Here is a 21,976-nt window from a genome sequence, read left to right on the forward strand (position 1 = left end):
CGTCAGTTCCGGGGCCTTGAGCCGCCGTTCTCCGGCTCGACCGGGTCCTCCGGCCAGCTCTCCGTCGGGCTGTCGGTCGGGATCGGGAGCGTCTGCGTCGGATCCGGCGGCGGCGTCTCGCTGGTCGGCGTCTCGCTCGGCGTCGACTCGGTGGGCGTCGGCTCGGTCGTCTCCGACTTGCTCGGCGTCGGGTCGGTCGACGGCTCCTCGGTCGGGGTGGCCGGGGCGGTCCGTGTCGGCTGGACGGCCTTGCCCATGTCGGTGTCCAGGTCGAACTTGCTGTTCGCGCTCGCCGAGTTGAAGGTGTACTGCGCCCAGATCCGGGCCGGGAAGCTGCCGCCGTCGACACGGGGCAAGCCGCCCGCACCCTCCATGGACACGTGCGCGCCCGCCTCGGAGGACTTCAGCGCGCCCTCGCCGAACAGGCCGACCGACGTGACCAGGTCCGGCGTGTACCCGGTGAACCAGGCCGACTTGTTGTCGTCGGAGGTACCGGTCTTGCCCGCGACCTGCTGGCCCGCGCGGGCCGGGTTGTCGCGCACCGAGGACTTCGCCGTACCGTCGTCGACCACGCCGGTCAGCACCGAGGTCACCGAGTCGGCGGCGCCCCGGCTGATCACCTGCTCCTGGGAGGGCTCCTCGAGCGGGACCTTCTCGCCCTGCTTGGAGACCGCCTTCACGATCCGCGGGGTGACCTTCTTGCCGTGGTTGTCGAGGGTCGCGTAGACGCCGGCCATCTCCATCGGGCTCGCGCCCATGGTGCCGAGCGTCTGCGCGGGGAACGGCTTGAGGTCGCCGGAGTCCATGCCGAGCTCCTTCGCCGTGGCCATGACCTCTTGCATGCCGACGTCGACGCCGAGCTGCGCGAAGACGGAGTTGATGGACTTGTTCATGGCGGTCTGGACGGTGACCGGGCCGTAGCTCTTCTTGTCCTCGTTCGGCGGGGCGAAGCCGACCTTCTCGCCGTTGTCGACGACCGGGCGCTTGCTGGTGCCGTCGTAGATCGTGTCCGCGGTGATGTTCTGGCCGGACTGCGTGGTGGCCTTCTCCTCCAGGGCGGCCGCGAGGATCAGCGGCTTGAAGGTGGAGGCGGGCTGGTAGTCGGTGCGGGTCGCGTTGTTGACGTAGTGCTCGCTGAGCCCTTCGCCGCCGTACATCGCGAGGACCTTGCCGGTCTTCGGGGCGAGGGAGACGGCGCCGGCCTGCACGCGCGCGTCGGCCTTCTTGTCCTTGCGGTCGAGGTTGTCGTTGAGCTGCTGCTTCACCGACTTCTCGAGCTGCTTCTGCTTCTTGCGGTCGACGTTGAGCGTGATCGTGTAGCCGCCCGCGGTGAACTGCGCCTCGGTGAGGTTCAGTTCCTTCATCACCTCGTCCTTGGCGGCCTCGTAGAGGTAGCCCTCCTGGCCCTGGAGCCCGGACGCGGCCTTCGGCGGGATCGGCTTGTCGAACGTCATGTCCTGCCGCTTGCTCGCGTCCAGCCAGTGCATGTCGACCATGTTGTCGAGCACGTAGTTCCAGCGCGCCGTGGCCAGTTGCTTCCCGGTGTCGGACGCGATCGCCCAGTCGTACTGGTTCGGGGCCTGGAGCAGCGCGGCGAGGTACGCGCCCTGCGGCACGGTCAGCTTGCTTGCGTCCTCGCCGTAGTAGGCCTGGGCGGCGGCCTGGATGCCCCAGGCGCCGCGGCCGTAGTAGCTGGTGTTGATGTACCCGGCGAGGATGTCGTCCTTGGACTGCTTCTGGTCCACCTTCAGCGAGATGACCAGTTCCTTGAGCTTGCGGGAGACGGTCTGTTCCTGCGTCAGGTAGTAGTTCTTGACGTACTGCTGGGTGATCGTCGAACCACCCTGCTTGCCCTTGCCGAGCACAGTGTTGAGCACGCCGCGGGCGGTGCCCTTCAGGTCGACGCCCTTGTCCGTGTAGAACGTCTTGTTCTCGGCGGCGACGAAGGTGTGCTGGACGCCCTTGGGCACCTCGGCGAGGTCCACGAGTTCCCGGTTCACCTTGCCGGTGCGGGCCATCGTCGAACCGTCGCTGTACTTGTAGATGTTGCTCTGCACTTGGGCGTCGGGGTTGCCCTCCGGTACGTCGATCACCAGATACAGCACCACGAACGCGCCCATGCACAGCAGCGCGAGCCCGAAGAACGTACCCAGGAGCTTCTTCCAGCTGAAGAAGCGGCGTATGCCCGACGGCCGCGCCGCGCGCTTGCGCGCCTTCCTCGCATCCGCTCGGCCCATGACCTTGTCGCTCCGCTTCTTCCAGTTCTCACGATCGTGCTGAATCGGCTCAAGAACCTAACCCGTCACTTATGTCGAATCTCCGTTGATTCGGCCATATCGGACGTGACAATCAGCACCTGCCCCATGGGAACCGACGAGCGAGACGTGCGGATGGTTGCCGGACGAGATAAAGTGATATCACTTTGCTAGACCACGTTCGCGGCAGCGCGACCACGAACGACCAGCTCAGAGAGACGGGGACAGCCATGTCCGAGACGGACGCCACACCGAACACTCCCGACGTGCAGATGCCGAAGGCGCACGTGCGCGAGTTCACCGCCCACAGCATCGGCGGCGGACTCGCCCTGCTGCTCGGCCTCATCGGCCTGATCGTCGGCGGCGGTCTGATCGCGATCGCCGGCTCCACCGACTCCGGGGGCGCCAGGGGCGCGCTCATCGCGGCCGGTGTCGTGGTCGCGATCGGCTCGGTCTTCGCCATGGCGGGGCTGAACATGGTGGCGCCGGGCGAGGCCCGCGTCGTGCAGCTCTTCGGCCGCTACCGGGGCACCATCCGCACGGACGGCCTGCGTTGGGTCAACCCGCTGACCTCGCGCACCAAGATCTCGACCCGGGTGCGCAACCACGAGACGGCGGTCCTGAAGGTCAACGACGCGTACGGCAATCCGATCGAGCTCGCCGCGGTCGTCGTCTGGAAGGTCGAGGACACGGCCCAGGCGACCTTCGAGGTCGACGACTTCCTGGAGTTCGTCTCGACGCAGACCGAGGCGGCCGTCCGGCACATCGCCATCGAGTACCCGTACGACGCGCACGACGAGGAGGGCCTGTCGCTGCGCGGCAACGCCGAGGAGATCACGGAGAAGCTCGCCCTGGAGCTGCACGCGCGCGTGGAGGCGGCCGGCGTCCAGATCATCGAGTCCCGCTTCACGCACCTCGCGTACGCCCCCGAGATCGCCTCCGCGATGCTCCAGCGCCAGCAGGCGGGCGCGGTCGTGGCGGCCCGCCGTCAGATCGTCGACGGGGCGGTGGGCATGGTCGAGGCCGCGCTCGCCCGGATCGCCGAGCAGGACTTCGTGGAGCTGGACGAGGAGCGGAAGGCGACCATGGTCTCCAACCTGTTGGTCGTCCTGTGCGGGGACCGCGCCGCCCAGCCGGTCCTGAACACGGGAACGCTCTACCAGTGAGCCCGCGAGCGCCGCGCAAACAGGTCCTGCTCCGGCTCGATCCGGCCGTGCACGACGCGCTCGCGCGCTGGGCGGGCGAGGATCTGCGCTCGACCAACGCGCAGATCGAGTTCCTGCTGCGCCGGGCGCTCAAGGAGGCGGGGCGCCTACCGGGTTCGGCGGGACCGATACCGAGGCGGGGTCGCCCCCCGGCCGACGAGACGGACTGAACGACACGGGGCTCCGCCCCGGACCCCGCTGCTCAATCGCCGCAGGGGCTTGATGAATCAAGCCCCTGCGGCGTTCTCACGGTCGGCTATACACACCGCGTATACATGGTGTGTATAGTCCCTCGCATGTCCATCGGCCACACCCTCCTCGGGCTGCTCGAATCCGGGCCCCGCCACGGTTACGACCTCAAGCGCACCTTCGACGAGACGTTCGGGCACGACAAGCCGCTGCACTACGGGCAGGTCTACTCGACCATGTCCCGCCTCCTGAAGAACGGTCTCGTCGAGGTCGACGGGATCGAGGCCGGCGGCGGCCCGGAGCGCAAGCGGTATGCGATCACCGAAGCCGGCGTCACCGACGTACAGCGATGGCTCGCGACGCCGGAGAAGCCGGAGCCGTACCTCCAGTCGACCCTCTACACCAAGGTCGTCCTCGCTCTGCTGACCCGGCGCGACGCCACCGAGCTGCTCGACGCGCAGCGCTCCGAGCATCTGCGCCTGATGCGCATCCTCACGGACCGCAAGCGCAAGGGCGACCTCGCCGACCAGCTCATCTGCGACCACGCCCTGTTCCACCTGGAAGCCGATCTGCGCTGGCTGGAACTGACCGCCGCGCGCCTCGACAAGCTCGCCGCGGAGGTCCGTCCTTCATGAGTTCCCCCACCGCACCCGCCGGTTCCCTGCTGGCCGCCACCGGCCTGCACAAGACGTACGGGCCGACCCCGGCCCTGGACGGCGCCTCCTTCTCCGTCCACCCGGGCGAGGTCGTCGCCGTCATGGGCCCCTCCGGTTCGGGCAAGTCGACGCTGCTGCACTGCCTCGCCGGGATCGTCACGCCGGACTCCGGCACCATCACGTACAACGGCCGCGAGCTGACCGCCATGTCCGACGCGGAGCGCAGTGCGCTGCGCCGCGGAGAGTTCGGCTTCGTGTTCCAGTTCGGCCAGCTCGTACCGGAGTTGACGTGCGTCGAGAACGTCGCGCTCCCGCTGCGCCTGAACGGTGTGAAGCGCAAGGAGGCCGAGCGCCGGGCCGCCGAGTGGCTGGGGCGTCTCGAGGTCGACGACCTCGCGGGCAAGCGCCCCGGCGAGGTCTCCGGCGGCCAGGGCCAGCGCGTCGCCGTCGCCCGGTCCCTGGTGACCGGGCCGCGTGTGCTGTTCGCCGACGAGCCCACCGGCGCCCTCGACTCCCTCAACGGCGAGCGCGTCATGGAGCTGCTCACGGACGCCGCCCGCGGCACCGGCGCCGCCGTCGTCCTGGTCACCCACGAGACGCGGGTCGCCGCGTACTCCGACCGCGAGATCGTGGTACGGGACGGCCGGGCCCGGGACATGGAGTTCGCCCGATGACCCTCCTCGACGACCGCCCCGCCCAGGCCCCGCCCGCCCCCACGGAGCACGGACTCGCGGGCCGTCTGCGCGACCTCTCGCTCGGCGTCCGCTTCGGCTTCTCCGGCGGCCGCGAGGGCTGGATCCGTACGCTGCTCACCGCACTGGGCGTCGGCCTCGGTGTCGCCGTGCTGCTGGGCGCCGCGGCCGTGCCGAACTTCACGAGCGCGCGCAACGACCGCTACGACGCCCGCATGGTCAGCACGCTCGAACAGGACGTGCCGCGGTCGGACCGCACGCTGCTCACGCTCGACGGCTCCTCGGAGTACCGGGACGAGAGCATCGGCGGCTACATGGTGCGGCCCGAGGGCGGGCACCCCGTCCTGCCGCCCGGCGTCGACAAACTGCCCGGCCCCGGCGAAATGCTGGTCTCGCCCGCACTGCGCCGCCTCCTCGACTCCCCCAAGGGCGAACTGCTCAAGCAGCGCTACCACTTCCGCGACGTCGGCACCATCCACGAAGCGGGCCTGAGCGACCCCTTCGACCTGTACATGTACGCAGGCAGCGACAGCCTGAGCACGGACCGCGGCGCCATCCGCGTCGACGGCTTCGGGATGCAGGGCGAGGACCGCGAGCTCGACCCGGCCCTGGTGCTGATGATTCTGCTGGCCTGCGTGGTGCTGCTCGCGCCCGTCGCCATCTTCGTCGCGACCGCCGTGCGGTTCGGCGGCGAGCGGCGCGACCGCAGGCTCGCCGCGCTGCGCCTGGTCGGCGCGGACGCCCGGATGACGCGATGGGTGGCGGCCGGTGAGGCGCTGTTCGGCACCCTCCTCGGGCTCGTGGCCGGCCTGCTGTTCTTCTTCGCCGGCCGGCAGGTGCTCGCCCACGTCGAGCTGTGGCGACTGGCCGCGTTCCCCGAGGACTTCACCCCGGTGCCGGCGCTCGCCGCGCTGATCCTGCTGGCGGTGCCGCTGTCCGCGATCGCCGTCACGGTGTTCGCCCTGCGCTCCGTGACCATCGAGCCGCTCGGGGTCGTGCGGGGCGGCCGGGTGCGCAGCCGCAGGCTGTGGTGGCGACTGCTGTTCCTCGTCGTCGGCATCCTGATCCTGCTTCTGTCCGGCTCCGCCGCGGGCGCGTCCAGCCGCGGCATGGCGCTGATCGCGGGCGGCGTCCTGCTCTCCCTCACCGGCCTGGTGCTCGTCCTCCCCTGGCTGGTGGAGGCCGTCGTGCGGCGGCTGCGGGGCGGCCCCGTTCCCTGGCAACTGGCGACCCGCAGGCTCCAGTTGAACAGCAGTGGCGCCACCCGCGCGATCTCCGGCATCACCATCGCGGTGGCCGGCGGCATCGCCCTTCAGATGTACACCGTCGGCATCAACGACAGCTTCAGCCACTCGACCGGTCAGGATCCCCAACGCGCCCAGATCGGCGCGAACACCAACTTCCCGAGCGGTGCGATGGCCGACCAAATGGTCAAGGAGTTCCGGACCACCGAGGGCGTCAAGAAGGTCATCGGCACAGTCATCACCTCGGCCGAACCCGTGGGCGCGAAGCCCGCGGAGGACGGTTACCCCCCGTCCACCTCGCTGTCCGTCGGCTCCTGCCCCTCGCTCCGCGAACTCGCCCACCTGCCGTCGTGCTCGGAGGGCGACGTCTTCCGGGTGACCCGCTCCCACGACTCGTACAACGACGAGCAGTTGGAGAAGGTCGCCGTGCCCGGCGGTCGGCTCGTCGTGGACGACCCCGAGGACTCCGGCCGCCCCGGCCTGAAGCCGGTGCACTGGTCGCTGCCCGAGGACGTGCGCACCGTCGACTCCCGCAAGGACCCGGCGGGCGAGTACTACGGCGGCATCCTCGCCACTCCGGGCGCGCTCGACGCGTCAAGTCTGCACACCGCGTCGACCAGCGCGCAGATCCAGATCGACGAGAACGTTCCGGACGCCGCGGACCACGTGCGCAACACCGCGTTCGCGATCGACCCGGGCATGCAGGTGTGGACGAACGCGTTCGTGTCCCGCGACAAGGAGTACGCGAGCATCCGCACGGCCCTGTTCACGGCCGCCGCCCTCACGATGGTGATCATCGCGGCGTCGATGCTGGTCTCGCAGATCGAGCAACTCCGCGAGCGCAAGCGGCTGTTGTCGGTGCTCGTCGCCTACGGCACGAAGCGCTCGACGCTCGCCTGGTCCGTGCTGTGGCAGACCGCGATCCCGGTCGCACTGGGCATGGCCATCGCCGTGACGGGCGGACTGACCCTCGGCTGGCTGATGCTGCGCCTGGTCGACAAACCGGTGACCGACTGGCTGCTGTTCCTCCCGCTGACCGGCGTGGGCGCAGGCCTCGTCGCGGCGGTGACCCTCCTGTCCCTGCCTCCGCTGTACCGCATGATGCGCGCGGAGGGCCTGCGCACGGAGTGACGCGCGGGTCAGCCGCCGAGGATCCGGACGGGCAAACCCTGCAAGGCGGTTCGCAGGGCCGCGGCCAGCTCCTCGTACTCCGCGGAGCGCGCGGCCCCCGTCCGCATGGCGAAGGCCACCCGGCGCGAGGGCGCGGGCTCCGCGAAGTACCCGGTCAGCAACTGCGCGGAGCGCGCCGTCTCGACGGACACGGCGGTGCGCGGCAGCAGTGTCACCCCGAGGCCGCCCGCGACGAGCTGGACCAGCGTGGCGAGCCCGGCGGCGGTCGTGGCGACGGGGGCGTCGTCGCGGCCCGCCTCCCGACAGATGTCGAGTGCCTGGTCGCGCAGGCAGTGCCCCTCGTCGAGCAGCAGCAGGTTCAGCTCGCGCAGCGCCTCCCGCGGAATCCCCTCCCGGCCGCCGAGCCAGTGGTCGAGCGGCGTGACCAGCACGAAGTCCTCGTCGAACAGCGGGAGTTCGCTCACGCCCGGCACCCCGAGCGGCACGGCGAGCAGCAGCAGGTCGAGCCGCCCCGCCCCCAGGCCCTCGATGAGCGAGGACGTCTGCTCCTCGTGCACCTGGAGGTCCAGGTCGGGATACGTGTCGTGGACGAGCCGCAGCACCGTGGGCAACAGGTACGGCGCCACCGTGGGAATCACCCCGAGCCGCAGCACTCCCGTGAACGGAGCCCGCACCGCCTCGGCCTCCTCGACGAGCGCGCCGACCTCATCGAGCACCGCCTTGGCCCGCACCGCGATCCGCTCCCCGGCCGGCGAGAGCAGCACCTTTCTCGTCGTACGCTCGAGAAGGGTCACCCCCAGCGTCTCCTCAAGGGCCGAGACCGCGCCCGAGAGCGCGGGCTGGCTCATCCCGATCGCCGCCGCCGCGTCCCGGAAGTGCAGATGCTCCGCGACCGCGGCGAATGCCCGCAGCTGCGCCAGGCTCGGCTGCCTGCGCCGGACTCCCGCGGGCTTTCCACTCTGTACGGCCACTGATAGCCACCTCCGATCAACATGACCGAGTCTAGCTATTTCCGTAATCAATGCACCCTGTGCCACGATCTTGAGCAGTCCAACCCATGGAAACACCCCCAAAAGGGGTGTCTCCTACTGCAAGGAGTTCGTGTGCTCACTGTCGGTGACAAGTTCCCCGAGTTCGACCTGACTGCCTGTGTCTCGCTGGAGAAGGGCTCCGAGTTCGAGCAGATCAACCACAAGACCTACGAGGGCAAGTGGAAGATCGTCTTCGCGTGGCCCAAGGACTTCACCTTCGTGTGCCCCACCGAGATCGCCGCGTTCGGCAAGCTGAACGAGGAGTTCGCCGACCGTGACGCCCAGATCCTCGGCTTCTCCGGTGACTCCGAGTTCGTGCACCACGCCTGGCGCAAGGACCACCCGGACCTGACGGACCTGCCCTTCCCGATGATGGCCGACTCGAAGCACGAGCTCATGCGTGACCTCGGCATCGAGGGCGAGGACGGCTTCGCGCAGCGCGCCGTCTTCATCGTCGACCAGAACAACGAGATCCAGTTCACGATGGTGACCGCCGGCTCCGTCGGCCGTAACCCCAAGGAGGTCCTCCGGGTCCTCGACGCCCTCCAGACGGACGAGCTGTGCCCGTGCAACTGGAGCCAGGGCGAGGACACGCTGGACCCGGTCGCGCTGCTGGCCGGTGAGTGAGCATGGCCCTCGATGAACTGAAGTCCGCCGTTCCGGACTACGCCAAGGACCTGAAGCTCAACCTGGGCTCGGTCATCGGCAACTCGGACCTTCCGGCCCAGCAGCTGTGGGGCACGGTCCTGGCGACCGCCATCGCCTCCCGCTCCCCGCGCGTCCTGCGCGAGCTGGAGCCCGAGGCGAAGGCGAACCTGTCGCCCGAGGCGTACACCGCCGCGAAGTCGGCCGCCGCCATCATGTCGATGAACAACGTCTTCTACCGCACGCGTCACCTGCTCTCGGACAACGAGTACGGGACGATGCGCGCCGGTCTGCGGATGAATGTCATCGGCAACCCGGGAGTCGACAAGGTCGACTTCGAGCTGTGGTCCTTCGCCGTCTCGGCGATCAACGGCTGCGGCATGTGCCTCGACTCGCACGAGCAGGTGCTGCGCAAGGCCGGTGTCGACCGTGAGGTCGTGCAGGAGGCCTTCAAGATCGCGTCCGTGATCCAGGCGGTCGGCGTCACCCTCGACGCGGAAGACGCCTTGGCGTAACCCGTCGCATGTCACGGGGGCCGGAACATTCCGGCCCCCGTTTCTTGCGTCTCGGGGCTCCGCCCCGGAGGGGCTTATTTGCCGGCGGGGCTCGAATCGACCGCCGTCGCCCCCCGTGGTTCCGGCGCATCGCCCAAGTGGGCCTCGCGGGACCACGCCCGCAAGTAGACGACCACCGTGTTCGTGACCGCGACAAGTGGCACCGCCACCACCGCTCCCCCGATCCCGGACACCATGCCGCCCGCGGCGACCGCCAGGACGACGGCCAGGGGATGCACCCGTACCGCGCGGCCCAGGATGAACGGCTGCAGGATGTGGCCCTCGATCTGCTGCACCGCGAGCACCACGCCCAGCGTCATCACGGCGGCGAACACCCCCTGTGTCACCAGCGCGACGACCACGGCGAGCGCGCCCGAGACGACGGCGCCCACCAGCGGGATGAACGCGAACAGGAAGATGAAGACGGCGAGCGGCACCGCCATCGGCACGCCCAGGAAGAAGATGCCGAGGCCGATGAAGATGGCGTCGATCAGGGCCACTATCACCGTTCCGCGCACGTAGGCCGTCAGCGTGCGCCACGCCCGCGGGCCCGCGCCCGCGATACCGGGACGGGCCTGCGCCGGGACGAGCCCCAGGGTCCACTGCCAGATCCGCCGGCCGTCGTAGAGCAGGAACAGCGTCGAGAACATCGTCAGGAGTACGCCCGTCAGCGCCTCGACGATGACGGTGACGCCCTCCAGGCCCGCGGACGTGATCTCGTCCGTGTTCGCGCCGACGGCGTCGCGCAACGACTTGGCGATATCGTTGATCTGACCGTCGGTCACGTGGAACGGGCTGTTGAGCAGCCAGCGGCGCAGGTCGTCGATGCCGTCCTGGACCTGTTCGGAGAGCTGGTCGATGTTCTCCTGGACCTGCCAGACCACGAACCAGCCGACGAGCCCCATGATGACGAAGCCGAGGATCGCGGTCAGGGCCGTGGCGAGGCCGCGCGGCACGCCGCGGCGCATGAGCCGCGCCACCGTCGGCTGGAGCAGCGCGGTGATGAGCAGCGCCGCGACGAACGCGAAGATCACCAGCTGCACCGAGCTGATGACCTTCATCAGCACCCAGAGCGTCCCGGCGAGCACCAGGAACCGCCAACCCGCCTCCGCCGCCACCCGCAGGCCCCACGGCACGGCGACGACCGGCTCGGGCCGCGGGGCCACGGCCGGCGCGTACGCGGGCGGGGCGGGCACCTGGTCCGTGTCGTGCGCCGCCGGTGGTCCGGCCGCGCCCGGCGGATCCGACTCCGGGTCAGGGATCTTGTCCGGGGCGCGCGTCGGCCGGGGCGGCAGCTCGGCCTCCTCGGCGCGCTCGGCCTCCGCGCGGCGCGCGTCCAGGCGCTCGCCCACCTTGCTGATTCCCGCGCCTACTCGGCCGAGCCACCCTGGAACTCGCGACATCATCCGTCCTCTTTGGAGCCTGTGGCACCGACCGTATCGCGTGGAAACGCCGAAGCCCCTCACCGTGAGGACGGTGAGGGGCTTCGTGAGGTTGCGAACTACTGGTCGCTCAGTACCAGTTGTTGGCCTGCCAGAACGACCAGGCCTCGCAGGGGCTGCCGTAGCGGTCGTTCATGTAGCCGAGGCCCCACTTTATCTGCGTGGCCGGGTTCGTCTGCCAGTCCGCACCGGCCGACGACATCTTCGTGCCGGGCAGGGCCTGGAAGAGACCGTAGGCGCCGGACGAGGCGTTGGTGGCCTTGTAGTTCCAGCTGGACTCGTGGTCCACGATGTTGCTGAAGCACTGGAACTGTCCGGACGGCACCATCTGACGGGCCATCGACTGGACCTGGGCGACGCTGTACGAACCCTGGGTGGCGAAGTCGGAGGCGTCGCGGGTGGCCGAGCGGCTGGCGGCCGCCTTCTTGGCTGCCTCCCGCTCCTTGGCCTCCTTCTCGGCCTTCTCCTTGGCCTCCTTGGCGTCCTGTGCGGCCTGCTGCTTGGCGACCGCGTCCTCGGCTGCCTGCTTCCGGGCGGACTCCTCGGCGGACTTCTGCGCAGCCGTGTCGGCCGCGATGGCCTGGGTCTGCGCCTGCTGCTTCAGCGACGAGGTCTGCACCTGCGCCTGCTGTCCAGCAGGGATGTCAGCGAGGAGAGTCGCGTCGCTCGCCGTTGCCTCAGCCGCTTGGGTGGGCTGACCGGTGCTGCCCGAGGCAACACCAACAACGGCGCCGACGGTGGTGACCGCGGTGGCCGAGGCCACTGCGAATCCCCGGACCGAAATCCGGCTCACACGGTTTCCTTCCAGCATCGCCCGCTTGAGCGTGACCGTCGCGGACGCAATCGTGCCCCTGGCACTGGTCTCCCAACTGCGGGGTCACGGGAGACACGGGCCCGGTGGACAACTCCCGTGACGGGAGCGCCGCGTGGTGCTCGGGCGGCATACGACGGCCTCTATGAAGTTCAGATGCAGCTGGTGCTGCGGTGGTTTCGTACCGCTGGGGGCACGCAAGTGTCGTATGCGGGGCCTGACAGGACCGTGACTCTGCCGTATCGGAGCATGGCAAGGCAATTCCCTGTGGCGTGTGAAAGGTCACAGGCCGTTTGCCCCCGGGGTTTTCCGGAAACGAGCACACGCCGCGGCGCCGCCCGGCTAGGCTCTCCCGCCTTGCCGAACGGCGCCAAAGTGGACGAACAACCCCTGTACGGGCTAAATCTGACCGTCCTCCAGCATTTCGGTCACCAGGGCCGCGATCTGCGACCTTTCCGATCGGGTGAGCGTGACGTGCGCGAAGAGCGGATGTCCCTTCAGCTTCTCGACGACCGCGACCACCCCGTCGTACCGGCCGACCCGGAGGTTGTCGCGCTGCGCGACGTCATGGGTGAGGACGACACGCGAATTCGCCCCAATGCGTGAAAGGACCGTCAAAAGGACGTTCCGCTCCAGGGACTGCGCCTCGTCCACGATCACGAACGCGTCGTGCAGCGAGCGGCCCCTGATGTGGGTGAGCGGCAGGACCTCCAGCATCCCGCGCGCGGTGACCTCTTCGATCACTTCGCGCGAGGTGACGGCGGACAGCGTGTCGAAGACCGCCTGCGCCCACGGGCCCATCTTCTCGGCCTCGCTGCCCGGCAGATAGCCGAGCTCCTGACCGCCGACCGCGTACAGGGGACGGAAGACCATCACCTTCTGGTGCTGGCGCCGCTCCAGGACCGCCTCCAGGCCCGCGCAGAGCGCGAGCGCGGACTTGCCGGTGCCGGCCCGGCCGCCCATCGAGATGATCCCGACGTCCGGGTCGAGCAGCAGATCGAGGGCGATCCGCTGCTCGGCGCTGCGCCCCTTGAGGCCGAAGGCCTCCCGGTCGCCGCGCACCAGACGGACGTTGCCCTCGGGCGTGACGCGGCCGAGCGCCTTGCCGCGCTCGGACTGGATCGTCAGACCCGTGTGCACGGGCAGGTCGGCGGCCTCCGGAACGTAGAGGGTGTCCTCTTCGAAGAGGAGGTCGACCTGCTCGGCGGGCAGCGTCAGTTCGGACATGCCGGTCCAGCCGGAGTCCGTGATGGCGAGTTCGGCGCGGTACTCCTCGGCGAGGAGACCCACGGAGGACGCCTTGATCCGCAGCGGCAGGTCCTTCGAGACGACGGTGACGTCGTACCCCTCGGCCTGCAGATTGCGGGCGACCGCCAGGATGCGGCTGTCGTTGTCGCCCAGGCGGTAGCCCGAGGGCAGCACGCTGGGATCGGAGTGGTTGAGCTCGACGCGCAGGGTGCCGCCCAGTTCGCCGGTCGGAATCGGCGCGTCCAGGCGTCCGTGGCGGATCCGGTAGTCGTCGAGCAGGCGCAGTGCCTGCCTGGCGAAGTAACCCAGCTCCGGATGATTCCGCTTGGCCTCCAGTTCCGTGACCACGACGACAGGAAGGACCACTTCGTGTTCGTCGAATCGGGTCATGGAGTTCGGATCGGCCAGCAGGACGCTGGTGTCGAGAACATAGGTGCGCCGGTCGGGCTTGGGAAGGCGCTTGTTGCTGGTCACCACGGAAGGACGTACCCCCTCGGATGAGGTCGGGGAGCGACGGATTTTTCGGGGCCGGTTCATCGGCCGCGATGCGCGGGCCGAGAGCCGGCCCTCCAAGTCGTCTTCCGTACCCACCTGCGTACGGTCGTCCTGGTGCAAAGGGCCTCCCGGGCGGACGGCCCGTGCCGTCCGCTGAGATGCGGTGTCCTTGGTGCGGGCACCGACTTGGAAGGCTTATTCCCTCGAACAAGCGCCGCCATGCAAAAGCACATGGCGGCGCGTGTGTTAACTCCCGATGACGTACGTCCCTCGGTGACCGGAGGTCAGCCGCCGAACCGCCGGTGGCGCACGGCGTAGTCGCGCATCGCGCGCAGGAAGTCGACCTTGCGGAAGGCCGGCCAGAAGACATCACAGAAGTAGTACTCGGAGTGGGCCGTCTGCCAGAGCATGAAGCCGGACAGGCGCTGCTCGCCGCTGGTGCGGATGACCAGATCGGGGTCGGGCTGCTCCTTGGTGTACAGGTGCTTGCCGATGGCGTCGACGGTGACCGTCTCGGCGACGTCCTCCAGGGAGCTCCCCTGGTCGGAGGCGTCGAGCAGCATCGAGCGGACGGCGTCGGCGATCTCCTGGCGGCCGCCGTAGCCGATCGCGACGTTGACCACTATTCCGTCGCGCCCGGCGGTGGACTCCTCGGCCTCCTTGAGCACGGCCTGCATGCCCGACGGGAGGATGTCGGTGTTGCCCACGTGCTGCACGCGCCAGCGGCCGTCCTCGGCGAGCGTGCGCACGGTGTCCTCGATGATGCCGAGGAGCGGGACCAGCTCCTCCTGGGGACGGTCGAAATTGTCCGTCGACAGCAGCCAGAGTGTGACGACCTCGACATCCGTCTCGCTGCACCAGCCGAGGAACTCCTCGATCTTGGCCGCGCCCGCCTGGTGGCCCTGGGCGGTGGTGGATCCGGCGGCCTTGGCCCAGCGGCGGTTGCCATCCATGATGACGCCGATGTGCTTGGGCACCTGGGCGTGGTCCAGGTGGCCTTCCACCCGGCGTGCGTACAGCCTGACCAGCAGGCCGCGCAGCCTGTCGCGCAGGTTCACGGTCTTTTTGCCCTCCGTGCAGATGGAAGTCCCCGAAGGCGGAAGCCTACTCGGGCGTAGCCAGGTGCCGGCTACGGGGTGTCGGTGGCCTGACGTAGCTTCGTATCCATGAACGACACCTCTCCTTATGTCGCCTCGGCGGGTCGGTACGGTTCCATGGAGTACCGGCGCACGGGCCGCAGCGGGCTCAAGCTCCCCGCCGTCTCCCTCGGACTGTGGCACAACTTCGGTGACGACCGCACACTCGCCGGCCAGCGCTCGATCCTGCGCCGCGCCTTCGACCTGGGCGTCACACACTTCGACCTCGCGAACAACTACGGGCCGCCGCCCGGCAGCGCGGAGCTGAACTTCGGCAAGATCTTCGCCCAGGACTTCGCGCCGTACCGGGACGAGCTGGTCGTCTCGACCAAGGCGGGCTATCGCATGCACCCCGGCCCGTACGGGGAGTGGGGCAGCCGCAAGTACCTGATGTCGTCGCTCGACGCGTCGCTGAAGCGGATGGACCTCGACTACGTCGACATCTTCTACTCGCACCGCTTCGACCCGGACACCCCGCTGGAAGAGACGATGGGCGCGCTGGCCTCCGCCGTCCAGCAGGGCAAGGCGCTGTACGTGGGCGTCTCCTCGTACAGCAGTGAGCAGACGGCCGAAGCCGCGCGCCTGCTGCGGGAGATGGGCGTGCCGGCGATCATCCACCAGCCCTCGTACTCGATGCTCAACCGCTGGACCGAGGACGACAACCTGCTGGACACGCTGGAGGCGGCCGGGATGGGCTGCATCTCCTTCGCGCCGCTCGCGCAGGGCCTGTTGACCGGCAAGTACCTGAAGGAGATCCCGGAGGGCTCGCGGGCGACGCAGGGCAAGTCGCTCGACCCGAACCTGCTGAGCGACGACGTGGTGCGCCGACTGAACGGGCTGAACGACATCGCGCAGCGCCGGGGCCAGTCGCTCGCGCAGATGGCGCTGAGCTGGGTGCTGCGGGACGAGCGGATGACGTCGGCACTGATCGGGGCCTCCAGCGTCAAGCAGCTGGAGGAGAACCTGGCGGCGCTCGAGGGGCCGAAGCTGACCGACGAGGAGCTGACCGAAATCGACTCGTTCGCCGTCTCCACGGCGGGCACCAACATCTGGAACGGCCGGCGCTGAACTCCCTTGCCGGGAGCGGGCATTCGCCCGGAGGGTCCGGGGGCCGACCCCGGGACAGAAAACGGGCCGGTCCGTGGGGGGGGATACGGACCGGCCCGAGGGGGGGTTTCCACCATAACCCTTCGTAAGTGCAGCCGCTCGCATCGGCGTGCCACAACTACGCTCCGGAGTCGCCCGGCGACACCCGGAAGGGGGTTTCAAGCCGCCCCTCAGCAGGTTCGACGGGGTGCGCGGGCGGATTTCGCGGGGCCGGCACCCCCGGCGCGGCGTCCCTCTCCCGTGTCACGCACGGGGTTGACACCCGGTCGGCCCGCCGGGCCCTGCCACGGATGAATGGCGCGATGACGGCCGGGGCACCGCGCGGCCCCCTCCACCGCGCGGTACCGACGCGCAGCTTTGCTCACGCGAATTGCCGTTGGTCTGAACTTACGTGATTCTTAAGCCGCATTCGATCGCGTATCGATAACGATCCGGATCGACCGCTCAGCGCGTCCAGGCGCGCCCGCGCAGCAGGCGCAGGCCGTTGAGGCCGACCAGGACGGTCGAGCCCTCGTGCCCCGCGACGCCGAGCGGCAGCGGCAGGTGTCCCGCGAGGTCCCAGATCACCAGTCCGGCGATGAACACCCCGGCGATCACGAAGTTCTGGACGACCAGCCTGCGCGCACGCCGGGACAGGGCCACCGTGCGCTCCAGGGCGCCCAGTTCGTCCCGCACGAGGACCGCGTCCGCGGTTTCGAGGGCGAGGTCGGAACCTCCGCGGCCCATGGCGACGCCGGTGTGCGCGGCGGCGAGCGCGGGGGCGTCGTTGACCCCGTCGCCGACCAGGAGGACGGTGCGGCCGGCGTCCGCCAGTTCGCGGACGGCGTGCGCCTTCTCGTCGGGCAGCAGACCGGCCCGTACGTCGCCGGGGGCGATGTCGACCTGCTGCGCCACGGCGGCCGCGGCGTGTTCGTGGTCGCCGGTGAGGAGGATCGGCGCCGTGCCCGTGCGGGCGGCCAGCGCGCGGACGGCCTCCGGCGCGGTGGGGCGGAGGGTGTCGGTCAGGGTGAGGCGGCCGGCCAGGGTGTCGTTGACGGTGATCGCCACCTCGGTGCCGGGGGTGGTGGTGGCGTCGACGCCGAGGTGGTGCGGGGAGCCCGCGGCGATTTTGAGGGGGCCGTTCGCGGGTTCGGCGGAGCCGGGGATCGGTGCGCAGTTCCCCGCGCCCCTAAATGCCGAAACACCCCTGCCCGGTAGCGACTCGAAGGCCTCTACGGGGTGCGGGGCAAGGCCCCGGCCCCTTGCCGCCGCTACGATCGCGCGGCCCACCGGGTGTTCGCTGTGCTGCTCCACCGAAGCCGCGAGAGTGAGCAACTCGTGCTCTGTGTACGGGGCTTCGGGGCGGATCTCCGTCACCTGGGGGACGCCTTCCGTCAGCGTGCCCGTCTTGTCGAAGGCGACCGTGTCGGTGCGGCCGATGCGCTCCATCACCACGGCCGACTTGATGAGCACGCCGTGGCGGCCCGCGTTCGCGATCGCCGACAGCAACGGCGGCATCGTCGCGAGCACCACGGCGCACGGCGAGGCCACGATCATGAACGTCATGGCCCGCAGCAGCGCGTCCGTGAGGGCGTCGCCGAGGGCGAGCGGGACCAGGAAGACCGCCAGGGTCGCGGCGACCATGCCGAGCGCGTAGCCCTGCTCGACGCGCTCGATGAACAGCTGGGTGGGCGCCTTGGTGCGGGTGGCCTCCTCGACCAGGGCGACGATGCGGGCGATGACCGTGTCGGAGGGGGCGCGGGCGACGCGGACGCGAAGCGCGCCGGTGCCGTTGAGGGTGCCGGCGAACACCTCGTCGCCGACGGTCTTGGGCACGGGGAGGGGTTCGCCGGTGATGGTGGCCTGGTCGACGTCGCCGGCACCGTCGACGACGCGGGCGTCCGCGCCGACGCGTTCGCCGGGGCGGATCAACAGGACGTCGCCGACGGCGAGTTCGGAGGTCGGGACGGTCTCCTGCGCCCCGTCGGCGGTGAGCCGGGTGGCGGTCACGGGGGCCAGGTCGAGCAGTCCGCGCACGCTGTCCTCGGTGCGGGCGGTGGCGAGCGCCTCCAGGGCCCCGGAGGTCGCGAAGATCACGACGAGCAGGGCGCCGTCCATGACCTGCCCGATCGCGGCGGCGCCGAGCGCGGCCACGACCATCAGGAGGTCGACGTCGAGGGTCTTCTCGCGCAGCGCCCTGAGCCCTTCGAGTCCGGGCTCCCAGCCGCCGGCCACGTAGGCGACGGCGTACAGCGGGCCCCACAACCAGGGTGCGGCGTCGAGGAGTTGGAGCGGGAGGGCGAGGAGGAAGGCGACGGTCGCGGCCGCCGCCCAGCGGGCCTCCGGGAGGGCCAGGACGGGAGTGCGGGCGCCGCGGGCGGCGCGCGGAGCGGCGGGGGCGGGCGCGGCGGCCTCGGGCGGGGCGGAGGCGGACACGGGTGCAGGCATGGGCCTCACGATACAGGAACACATGAAGACCTCTTCATGCATGCCATGGAAGGCGGCCTACGCCTGGATACGATGAACCCATGGGCCATGGAATCGATCACAAGAGCAGCACGCGCGAGCGGCTCGACGCCGTGGGCGCGGCCGATGTCGCGGCGACGCTCCAGGCCCTCGCGACCCCGTCGCGGCTGCGCATCCTGGCCCGATTGCAGGAGGGGCCGTGCGCGGTCGGCGACCTGGCGGAGGCGGCCGGCCTCGAACAGTCCGCGTGCTCGCACCAGCTGCGGCTGCTGCGCAATCTGGGTCTGGTCAGCAGTGAGCGCAAGGGGCGCTCGATCGTCTACGCGCTGTATGACGACCACGTCGCGCAGCTGCTCGACCAGGCACTCTTCCATGTGGAGCACCTGCGCCTCGGACTGCGCGACGAGGCGTAGTTTTCTGCGGCCCGGCCGCCTTCAGTGCAACGCGAGGCGGATGCCCGCGATGCGGCCCGCCTCGTCGAAGCCGATCTCGGCCGGGACGGAGCCGGGCAGCTCCGCGGCGATCTGCCCGCCGTTGTCCCGGTAGGCCACCCCGTGGTGGTCGAAGAAGCCCGTGACCAGGCGCTTGGCGTCGACGCCGAGCAGCCCTTCGGCCTGTACGAGGGTGCGCGGCAGCGTGACCGGGTCGAGGGCCGCGCGCGGCACCTGCGGGTCCTCGGGCAGGAAGTAGACCTGGGTCTCGGGGTTCGCGGGCACGCCTATGTAGCCGGGGGCGCCCGTCACGCCCATCCCCGCGAAGGCGAGGGTCTCGGCGGCCCGGCGGGGGTCGGGGAAGCCGGACAGGTCGAGCACCTGGGTCGTGAACTCGGCTATCCCCTGGCTCTGGCCGAAACGCCCCACCTGCTCGGAGAGCGCCGCGATCGGCGTGCCGCGCAGTTCGGGGTTGGCCCAGCCCCACATCCAGGACCGCTGGGCCGCGTCGTACGTGCCGAGGACACCGACGCGCAGGTCCACATGACCCTGCCGGTACCGGCACGTCGGCAGATCGGCCGTCCACGACGCCCCTTCGGGCAGGAACCCCATGAGAGCTTCGAGCTGAGCGCCACCCCACGCCGCGTGCCGCTCGGTCTCGTACAGGAAAGCTTGGCTGAATTGCGTGTGGCTCATGGGGCGGGACCTTACGCGAGACCGCTGTAGAGGCCAGATTTACGGAGGTGACCGAAGCCCCGCTACGGCTTGCGGGCCTCGATGAGATGCCGGGTGCTGTGGGCCACGAACGGTCCGTCCTTCCTGATCTGCTCGTCCAGGGCGCGGAGTTGGGACTCGTACGCGTCAACGGTGAATCCGGGCACCATCCACACAACCTTGCGCAGAAAGTGGACAACGGCGCCGATGTCGTGAAACTCCATGCGCAGCCGCTCGGCGCGCAGATCGACGATCTCCAGGCCCGCGTCCCGCGCCTGCTGAGCCTCTGCCTGCGGATCCCGGCCGCGCCTGGCCTCCGGCTGCGGCCCCAGGAAGTACTCGACCAGCTCGAACGCGCTTGCAGGACCCACGTGTTGGGCGAAGTACGTGCCGCCGGGGCGCAGCACGCGGGCGAGCTCCGCGAACGAGGCCTTCACCGGGTGGCGGGAGGTGACCAGCTCGAAGGCGGCTGCGGCGAAGGGCAGCGGGGCGTCGTCGGGCGAGGCGACGACGACCACTCCGCGGGGACCCAGGAGGCGGTTGGCCTTCTCGACGTTCGGGGGCCAGCCCTCGGTCGCGGCCATCAGGGGCGGCAGCTTCGGGGCGAGGTTCAGCACCTCGCCGCCACCGGTGTGCAGATCGAGGGCGGATTCCGCGCGGGCGAGCCGCTCCCCCATGAGACGGGCATACCCCCAGGAGGGCCGCTCCTCTGTCGCCCGCCCGTCGAACCAGGAGAAGTCCCAGCCCTCGGTGGGCGCGGCGACCGCCTCGGCGACGAGCTCGTCAAAGGAACGGTCCGCGGGACGGTCCGAGTGCGGGGGACGAAGGTTGTCGGAAGTGGTCATGCCGCACATGATCGCAGTCACGCCGGGCCGGATTCATCTCGATTTCGCCTGCCCTAGGGGTAGCCCCCGGGTGGGGTCGGGGGTTGCCCCTCTTCCGTAGAACAGGGGGATCGCACGTACCCTTGGCGTTCCCCACTGGCATTCCCCAACCCCCATACCTCCATCAGGCCCGTCCGTCCTACCGCCTCACCGCAGAAATGCGAGCACATGTCCGTACGTTCCGCGATAGCGACCTGGCTGACCCGCCTCTACTTCTCACGGCTGCGCAAAAAGGGGGGCAGCCTGGACCTCTCCGTACTGTCGAAACTCCCCGACGCCGCACTGCTGCCGCTGCGCCGCGAAGGCGTCGACCCCGTTCCCGAGATCGGCGTGCTGCGCGACCGGGAACCCGTGAGCAAACTGCCGATTCCCGGCATGACGGTATGGCTGGTGTCCGGATACGACGAGGCGAAGGAGGTCCTCGGCAACGCGAAGGCGTTCAGCAACGACTTCCGCAACCTGGTGGGGGTGGGCGGCGCCGAGGCCGAGCACCACCCCGGCGGCCTCGGCTTCTGCGATCCGCCGGACCACACGCGGCTGCGCCGCCTCCTGACGCCCGAGTTCACGATGCGCCGCCTGTCCAGGCTGACGCCGCGCATCCACGCGATCATCGAGGAGCAGCTGGCGCAGCTGGAGAAGGCGGCCCGGGAATCGCCCGACGGCACGGCCGACTTCGTCGAGTACTTCGCGATGCCGGTGCCCGCACTCGTCATCTGCGAGCTCCTCGGCGTCCCGTACGAGGAGCGCGACGCGTTCCAGCAGTTCTCGGTCGCCCGCTTCGACGTACTGGGCGGCGCGGGAGCCTCGTTCGGCGCGGTCACCCAGTCGCTCGACTACCTCCGTGGCGTCGTCGCGGAGCAGCGCCGCGACCCCGGCGACGGCCTGCTCGGCATGCTGGTCCGCGAGCACGGCGAGAACATCACGGACGAGGAGCTCACGGGCCTCGCGGACGGCGTCCTGACCGGCGGCCTGGAGACGACGGCGAGCATGATCGCCCTCGGCACCATGATCATGCTCAAGGACCGCGAGCACTTCACGGCGCTGCGCGACGCGGAGGACCCGGCGACGGTCGCGGCCCCCTTCGTCGACGAACTGCTGCGCCACCTCACCGTCGTCCAGACCGCCTTCCCGCGCTTCGCGCGCGAGGACACCGAGATCGGCGGGGTCACGCTCTCCGCCGGCGACATAGTCATCGTCTCCCTGAGCGCCGCGGACCGCGATCCCCGGCTCGGCGAGGAGGGCGACGACATGGACGCCTTCCTGCCCTCGCGCCCGCCCGCCTCCTCCCACCTGGCCTTCGGCTACGGCATCCACCGCTGCATCGGCGCGGAACTCGGGAAGATGGAGCTCCGCGCCGCGTTCCCTCAACTCGTGCGGCGTTTCCCTGAGTTGAAGCTCGCCGTGGAGTCCTCCGAGCTGGAGTTCCGCAAGCTCTCCATCGTGTACGGGTTGGAGTCACTACCGGTGTCCGTCGACTGATTCACCACGCGGTGGGCCCGGTGCGCCCGGTCGAGGATGTCCAGCGGGTCGGCCATGGGCGGGTAACTCGGGGCGCAGTCCGGGCACGCGTAGACGTTGAACCCGGGCCCGGTCGGGGCGTGCACCTCATGAACCAGAACCGGTTCGTCCGTGGTGCGTTGACAGCGGGCGCACATACGGCG

Annotated in this window: 19 protein-coding genes; 10 read left to right on the forward strand and 9 right to left on the reverse strand. The window is 69.9% G+C overall.

Features of this window, described 5'->3' with window-relative positions:
- Nucleotides 1-2: 2 nt before the first annotated feature.
- The gene (locus ACIA8D_RS00250) at nucleotides 3-2,237 is read right to left on the reverse strand and encodes a transglycosylase domain-containing protein (protein ID WP_399227661.1); all 2,235 of its coding nucleotides are present in this window, start codon (nucleotides 2,235-2,237) and stop codon (nucleotides 3-5) included.
- 248 nt (nucleotides 2,238-2,485) lie between these two features.
- Here ACIA8D_RS00250 and ACIA8D_RS00255 point away from each other — a divergent pair, with 248 nt between their 5' ends.
- From ACIA8D_RS00255 to ACIA8D_RS00275, 5 genes are all read left to right on the forward strand, one after another.
- Nucleotides 2,486-3,421, forward strand: a complete 936-nt coding sequence (locus ACIA8D_RS00255; protein WP_399227662.1) for an SPFH domain-containing protein — start codon at nucleotides 2,486-2,488, stop codon at nucleotides 3,419-3,421.
- On the forward strand, nucleotides 3,418-3,630 hold the full coding sequence (locus ACIA8D_RS00260) for a hypothetical protein (protein ID WP_399227663.1): 213 nt from the start codon (nucleotides 3,418-3,420) through the stop codon (nucleotides 3,628-3,630). The genes ACIA8D_RS00255 and ACIA8D_RS00260 overlap by 4 nt, the downstream gene beginning before the upstream one ends.
- A 126-nt stretch (nucleotides 3,631-3,756) precedes the next feature.
- Nucleotides 3,757-4,284, forward strand: coding sequence for a PadR family transcriptional regulator (locus tag ACIA8D_RS00265; RefSeq protein ID WP_399227664.1), 528 nt, complete (start codon nucleotides 3,757-3,759; stop codon nucleotides 4,282-4,284).
- Nucleotides 4,281-4,979, forward strand: a complete 699-nt coding sequence (locus tag ACIA8D_RS00270) for an ABC transporter ATP-binding protein (RefSeq protein WP_399227665.1) — start codon at nucleotides 4,281-4,283, stop codon at nucleotides 4,977-4,979. Before ACIA8D_RS00265 ends, ACIA8D_RS00270 begins: the two co-directional genes overlap by 4 nt.
- Nucleotides 4,976-7,372 (forward strand): FtsX-like permease family protein, encoded by a 2,397-nt coding sequence (locus tag ACIA8D_RS00275; protein ID WP_399227666.1) that lies wholly within the window; start codon nucleotides 4,976-4,978, stop codon nucleotides 7,370-7,372. Before ACIA8D_RS00270 ends, ACIA8D_RS00275 begins: the two co-directional genes overlap by 4 nt.
- An 8-nt stretch (nucleotides 7,373-7,380) precedes the next feature.
- Here ACIA8D_RS00275 and ACIA8D_RS00280 read toward each other — a convergent pair whose 3' ends face one another.
- Nucleotides 7,381-8,343, reverse strand: coding sequence for a LysR substrate-binding domain-containing protein (locus tag ACIA8D_RS00280; protein WP_399227667.1), 963 nt, complete (start codon nucleotides 8,341-8,343; stop codon nucleotides 7,381-7,383).
- Nucleotides 8,344-8,475: 132 nt separating this feature from the next.
- On the opposite strand from ACIA8D_RS00280, the gene ACIA8D_RS00285 reads away from it, so the two are divergent.
- The gene (locus tag ACIA8D_RS00285; protein ID WP_399227668.1) at nucleotides 8,476-9,030 is read left to right on the forward strand and encodes a peroxiredoxin; all 555 of its coding nucleotides are present in this window, start codon (nucleotides 8,476-8,478) and stop codon (nucleotides 9,028-9,030) included.
- A 2-nt stretch (nucleotides 9,031-9,032) separates the two neighbouring features.
- Nucleotides 9,033-9,563 carry an alkyl hydroperoxide reductase gene (locus tag ACIA8D_RS00290; RefSeq protein ID WP_399227669.1) on the forward strand — a complete coding sequence of 177 codons (531 nt, stop codon included), beginning with the start codon at nucleotides 9,033-9,035 and terminating at the stop codon, nucleotides 9,561-9,563.
- Between the two features lie 74 nt (nucleotides 9,564-9,637).
- Here ACIA8D_RS00290 and ACIA8D_RS00295 read toward each other — a convergent pair whose 3' ends face one another.
- The 4 genes from ACIA8D_RS00295 to ACIA8D_RS00310 all read right to left on the reverse strand — a co-directional run bounded on the left by ACIA8D_RS00295 (nucleotide 9,638) and on the right by ACIA8D_RS00310 (nucleotide 14,656).
- Nucleotides 9,638-11,005 carry an AI-2E family transporter gene (locus tag ACIA8D_RS00295; protein WP_399227670.1) on the reverse strand — a complete coding sequence of 456 codons (1,368 nt, stop codon included), beginning with the start codon at nucleotides 11,003-11,005 and terminating at the stop codon, nucleotides 9,638-9,640.
- 109 nt (nucleotides 11,006-11,114) lie between these two features.
- The gene (locus ACIA8D_RS00300) at nucleotides 11,115-11,855 is read right to left on the reverse strand and encodes a lytic transglycosylase domain-containing protein (protein WP_399227671.1); all 741 of its coding nucleotides are present in this window, start codon (nucleotides 11,853-11,855) and stop codon (nucleotides 11,115-11,117) included.
- A 399-nt stretch (nucleotides 11,856-12,254) separates the two neighbouring features.
- Nucleotides 12,255-13,580 (reverse strand): PhoH family protein, encoded by a 1,326-nt coding sequence (locus ACIA8D_RS00305; RefSeq protein WP_399227672.1) that lies wholly within the window; start codon nucleotides 13,578-13,580, stop codon nucleotides 12,255-12,257.
- 302 nt (nucleotides 13,581-13,882) lie between these two features.
- A complete protein-coding gene (locus tag ACIA8D_RS00310) occupies nucleotides 13,883-14,656 on the reverse strand; it encodes an isoprenyl transferase (RefSeq protein WP_399227673.1) in 774 nt (257 codons plus the stop codon).
- 108 nt (nucleotides 14,657-14,764) lie between these two features.
- Here ACIA8D_RS00310 and mgrA point away from each other — a divergent pair, with 108 nt between their 5' ends.
- The gene (gene mgrA / locus ACIA8D_RS00315) at nucleotides 14,765-15,802 is read left to right on the forward strand and encodes an L-glyceraldehyde 3-phosphate reductase (RefSeq protein ID WP_399227674.1); all 1,038 of its coding nucleotides are present in this window, start codon (nucleotides 14,765-14,767) and stop codon (nucleotides 15,800-15,802) included.
- Between the two features lie 483 nt (nucleotides 15,803-16,285).
- On the opposite strand, the gene ACIA8D_RS00320 is transcribed toward mgrA, so the two are convergent.
- Nucleotides 16,286-18,268, reverse strand: a complete 1,983-nt coding sequence (locus ACIA8D_RS00320; RefSeq protein ID WP_399227675.1) for a heavy metal translocating P-type ATPase — start codon at nucleotides 18,266-18,268, stop codon at nucleotides 16,286-16,288.
- A gap of 80 nt (nucleotides 18,269-18,348) precedes the next feature.
- On the opposite strand from ACIA8D_RS00320, the gene ACIA8D_RS00325 reads away from it, so the two are divergent.
- Nucleotides 18,349-18,699 (forward strand): ArsR/SmtB family transcription factor, encoded by a 351-nt coding sequence (locus ACIA8D_RS00325; RefSeq protein WP_399227676.1) that lies wholly within the window; start codon nucleotides 18,349-18,351, stop codon nucleotides 18,697-18,699.
- Between the two features lie 21 nt (nucleotides 18,700-18,720).
- Here ACIA8D_RS00325 and ACIA8D_RS00330 read toward each other — a convergent pair whose 3' ends face one another.
- Together ACIA8D_RS00330 and ACIA8D_RS00335 are read right to left on the reverse strand one after the other, a co-directional pair.
- Entirely contained in the window at nucleotides 18,721-19,413 is a 693-nt protein-coding gene (locus tag ACIA8D_RS00330) for a DUF6882 domain-containing protein (RefSeq protein ID WP_399227677.1), read from the reverse strand.
- A gap of 62 nt (nucleotides 19,414-19,475) precedes the next feature.
- On the reverse strand, nucleotides 19,476-20,276 hold the full coding sequence (locus ACIA8D_RS00335) for a methyltransferase domain-containing protein (RefSeq protein WP_399227678.1): 801 nt from the start codon (nucleotides 20,274-20,276) through the stop codon (nucleotides 19,476-19,478).
- 207 nt (nucleotides 20,277-20,483) lie between these two features.
- Between ACIA8D_RS00335 and ACIA8D_RS00340 the strand changes: the two genes are divergently transcribed.
- A complete protein-coding gene (locus tag ACIA8D_RS00340) occupies nucleotides 20,484-21,794 on the forward strand; it encodes a cytochrome P450 (RefSeq protein WP_399227679.1) in 1,311 nt (436 codons plus the stop codon).
- The last annotated feature ends 182 nt before the right edge of the window (nucleotides 21,795-21,976 follow it).

The sequence above is a fragment of the Streptomyces sp. NPDC051684 genome, assembly GCF_044453445.1.
Lineage (GTDB): Bacteria > Actinomycetota > Actinomycetes > Streptomycetales > Streptomycetaceae > Streptomyces.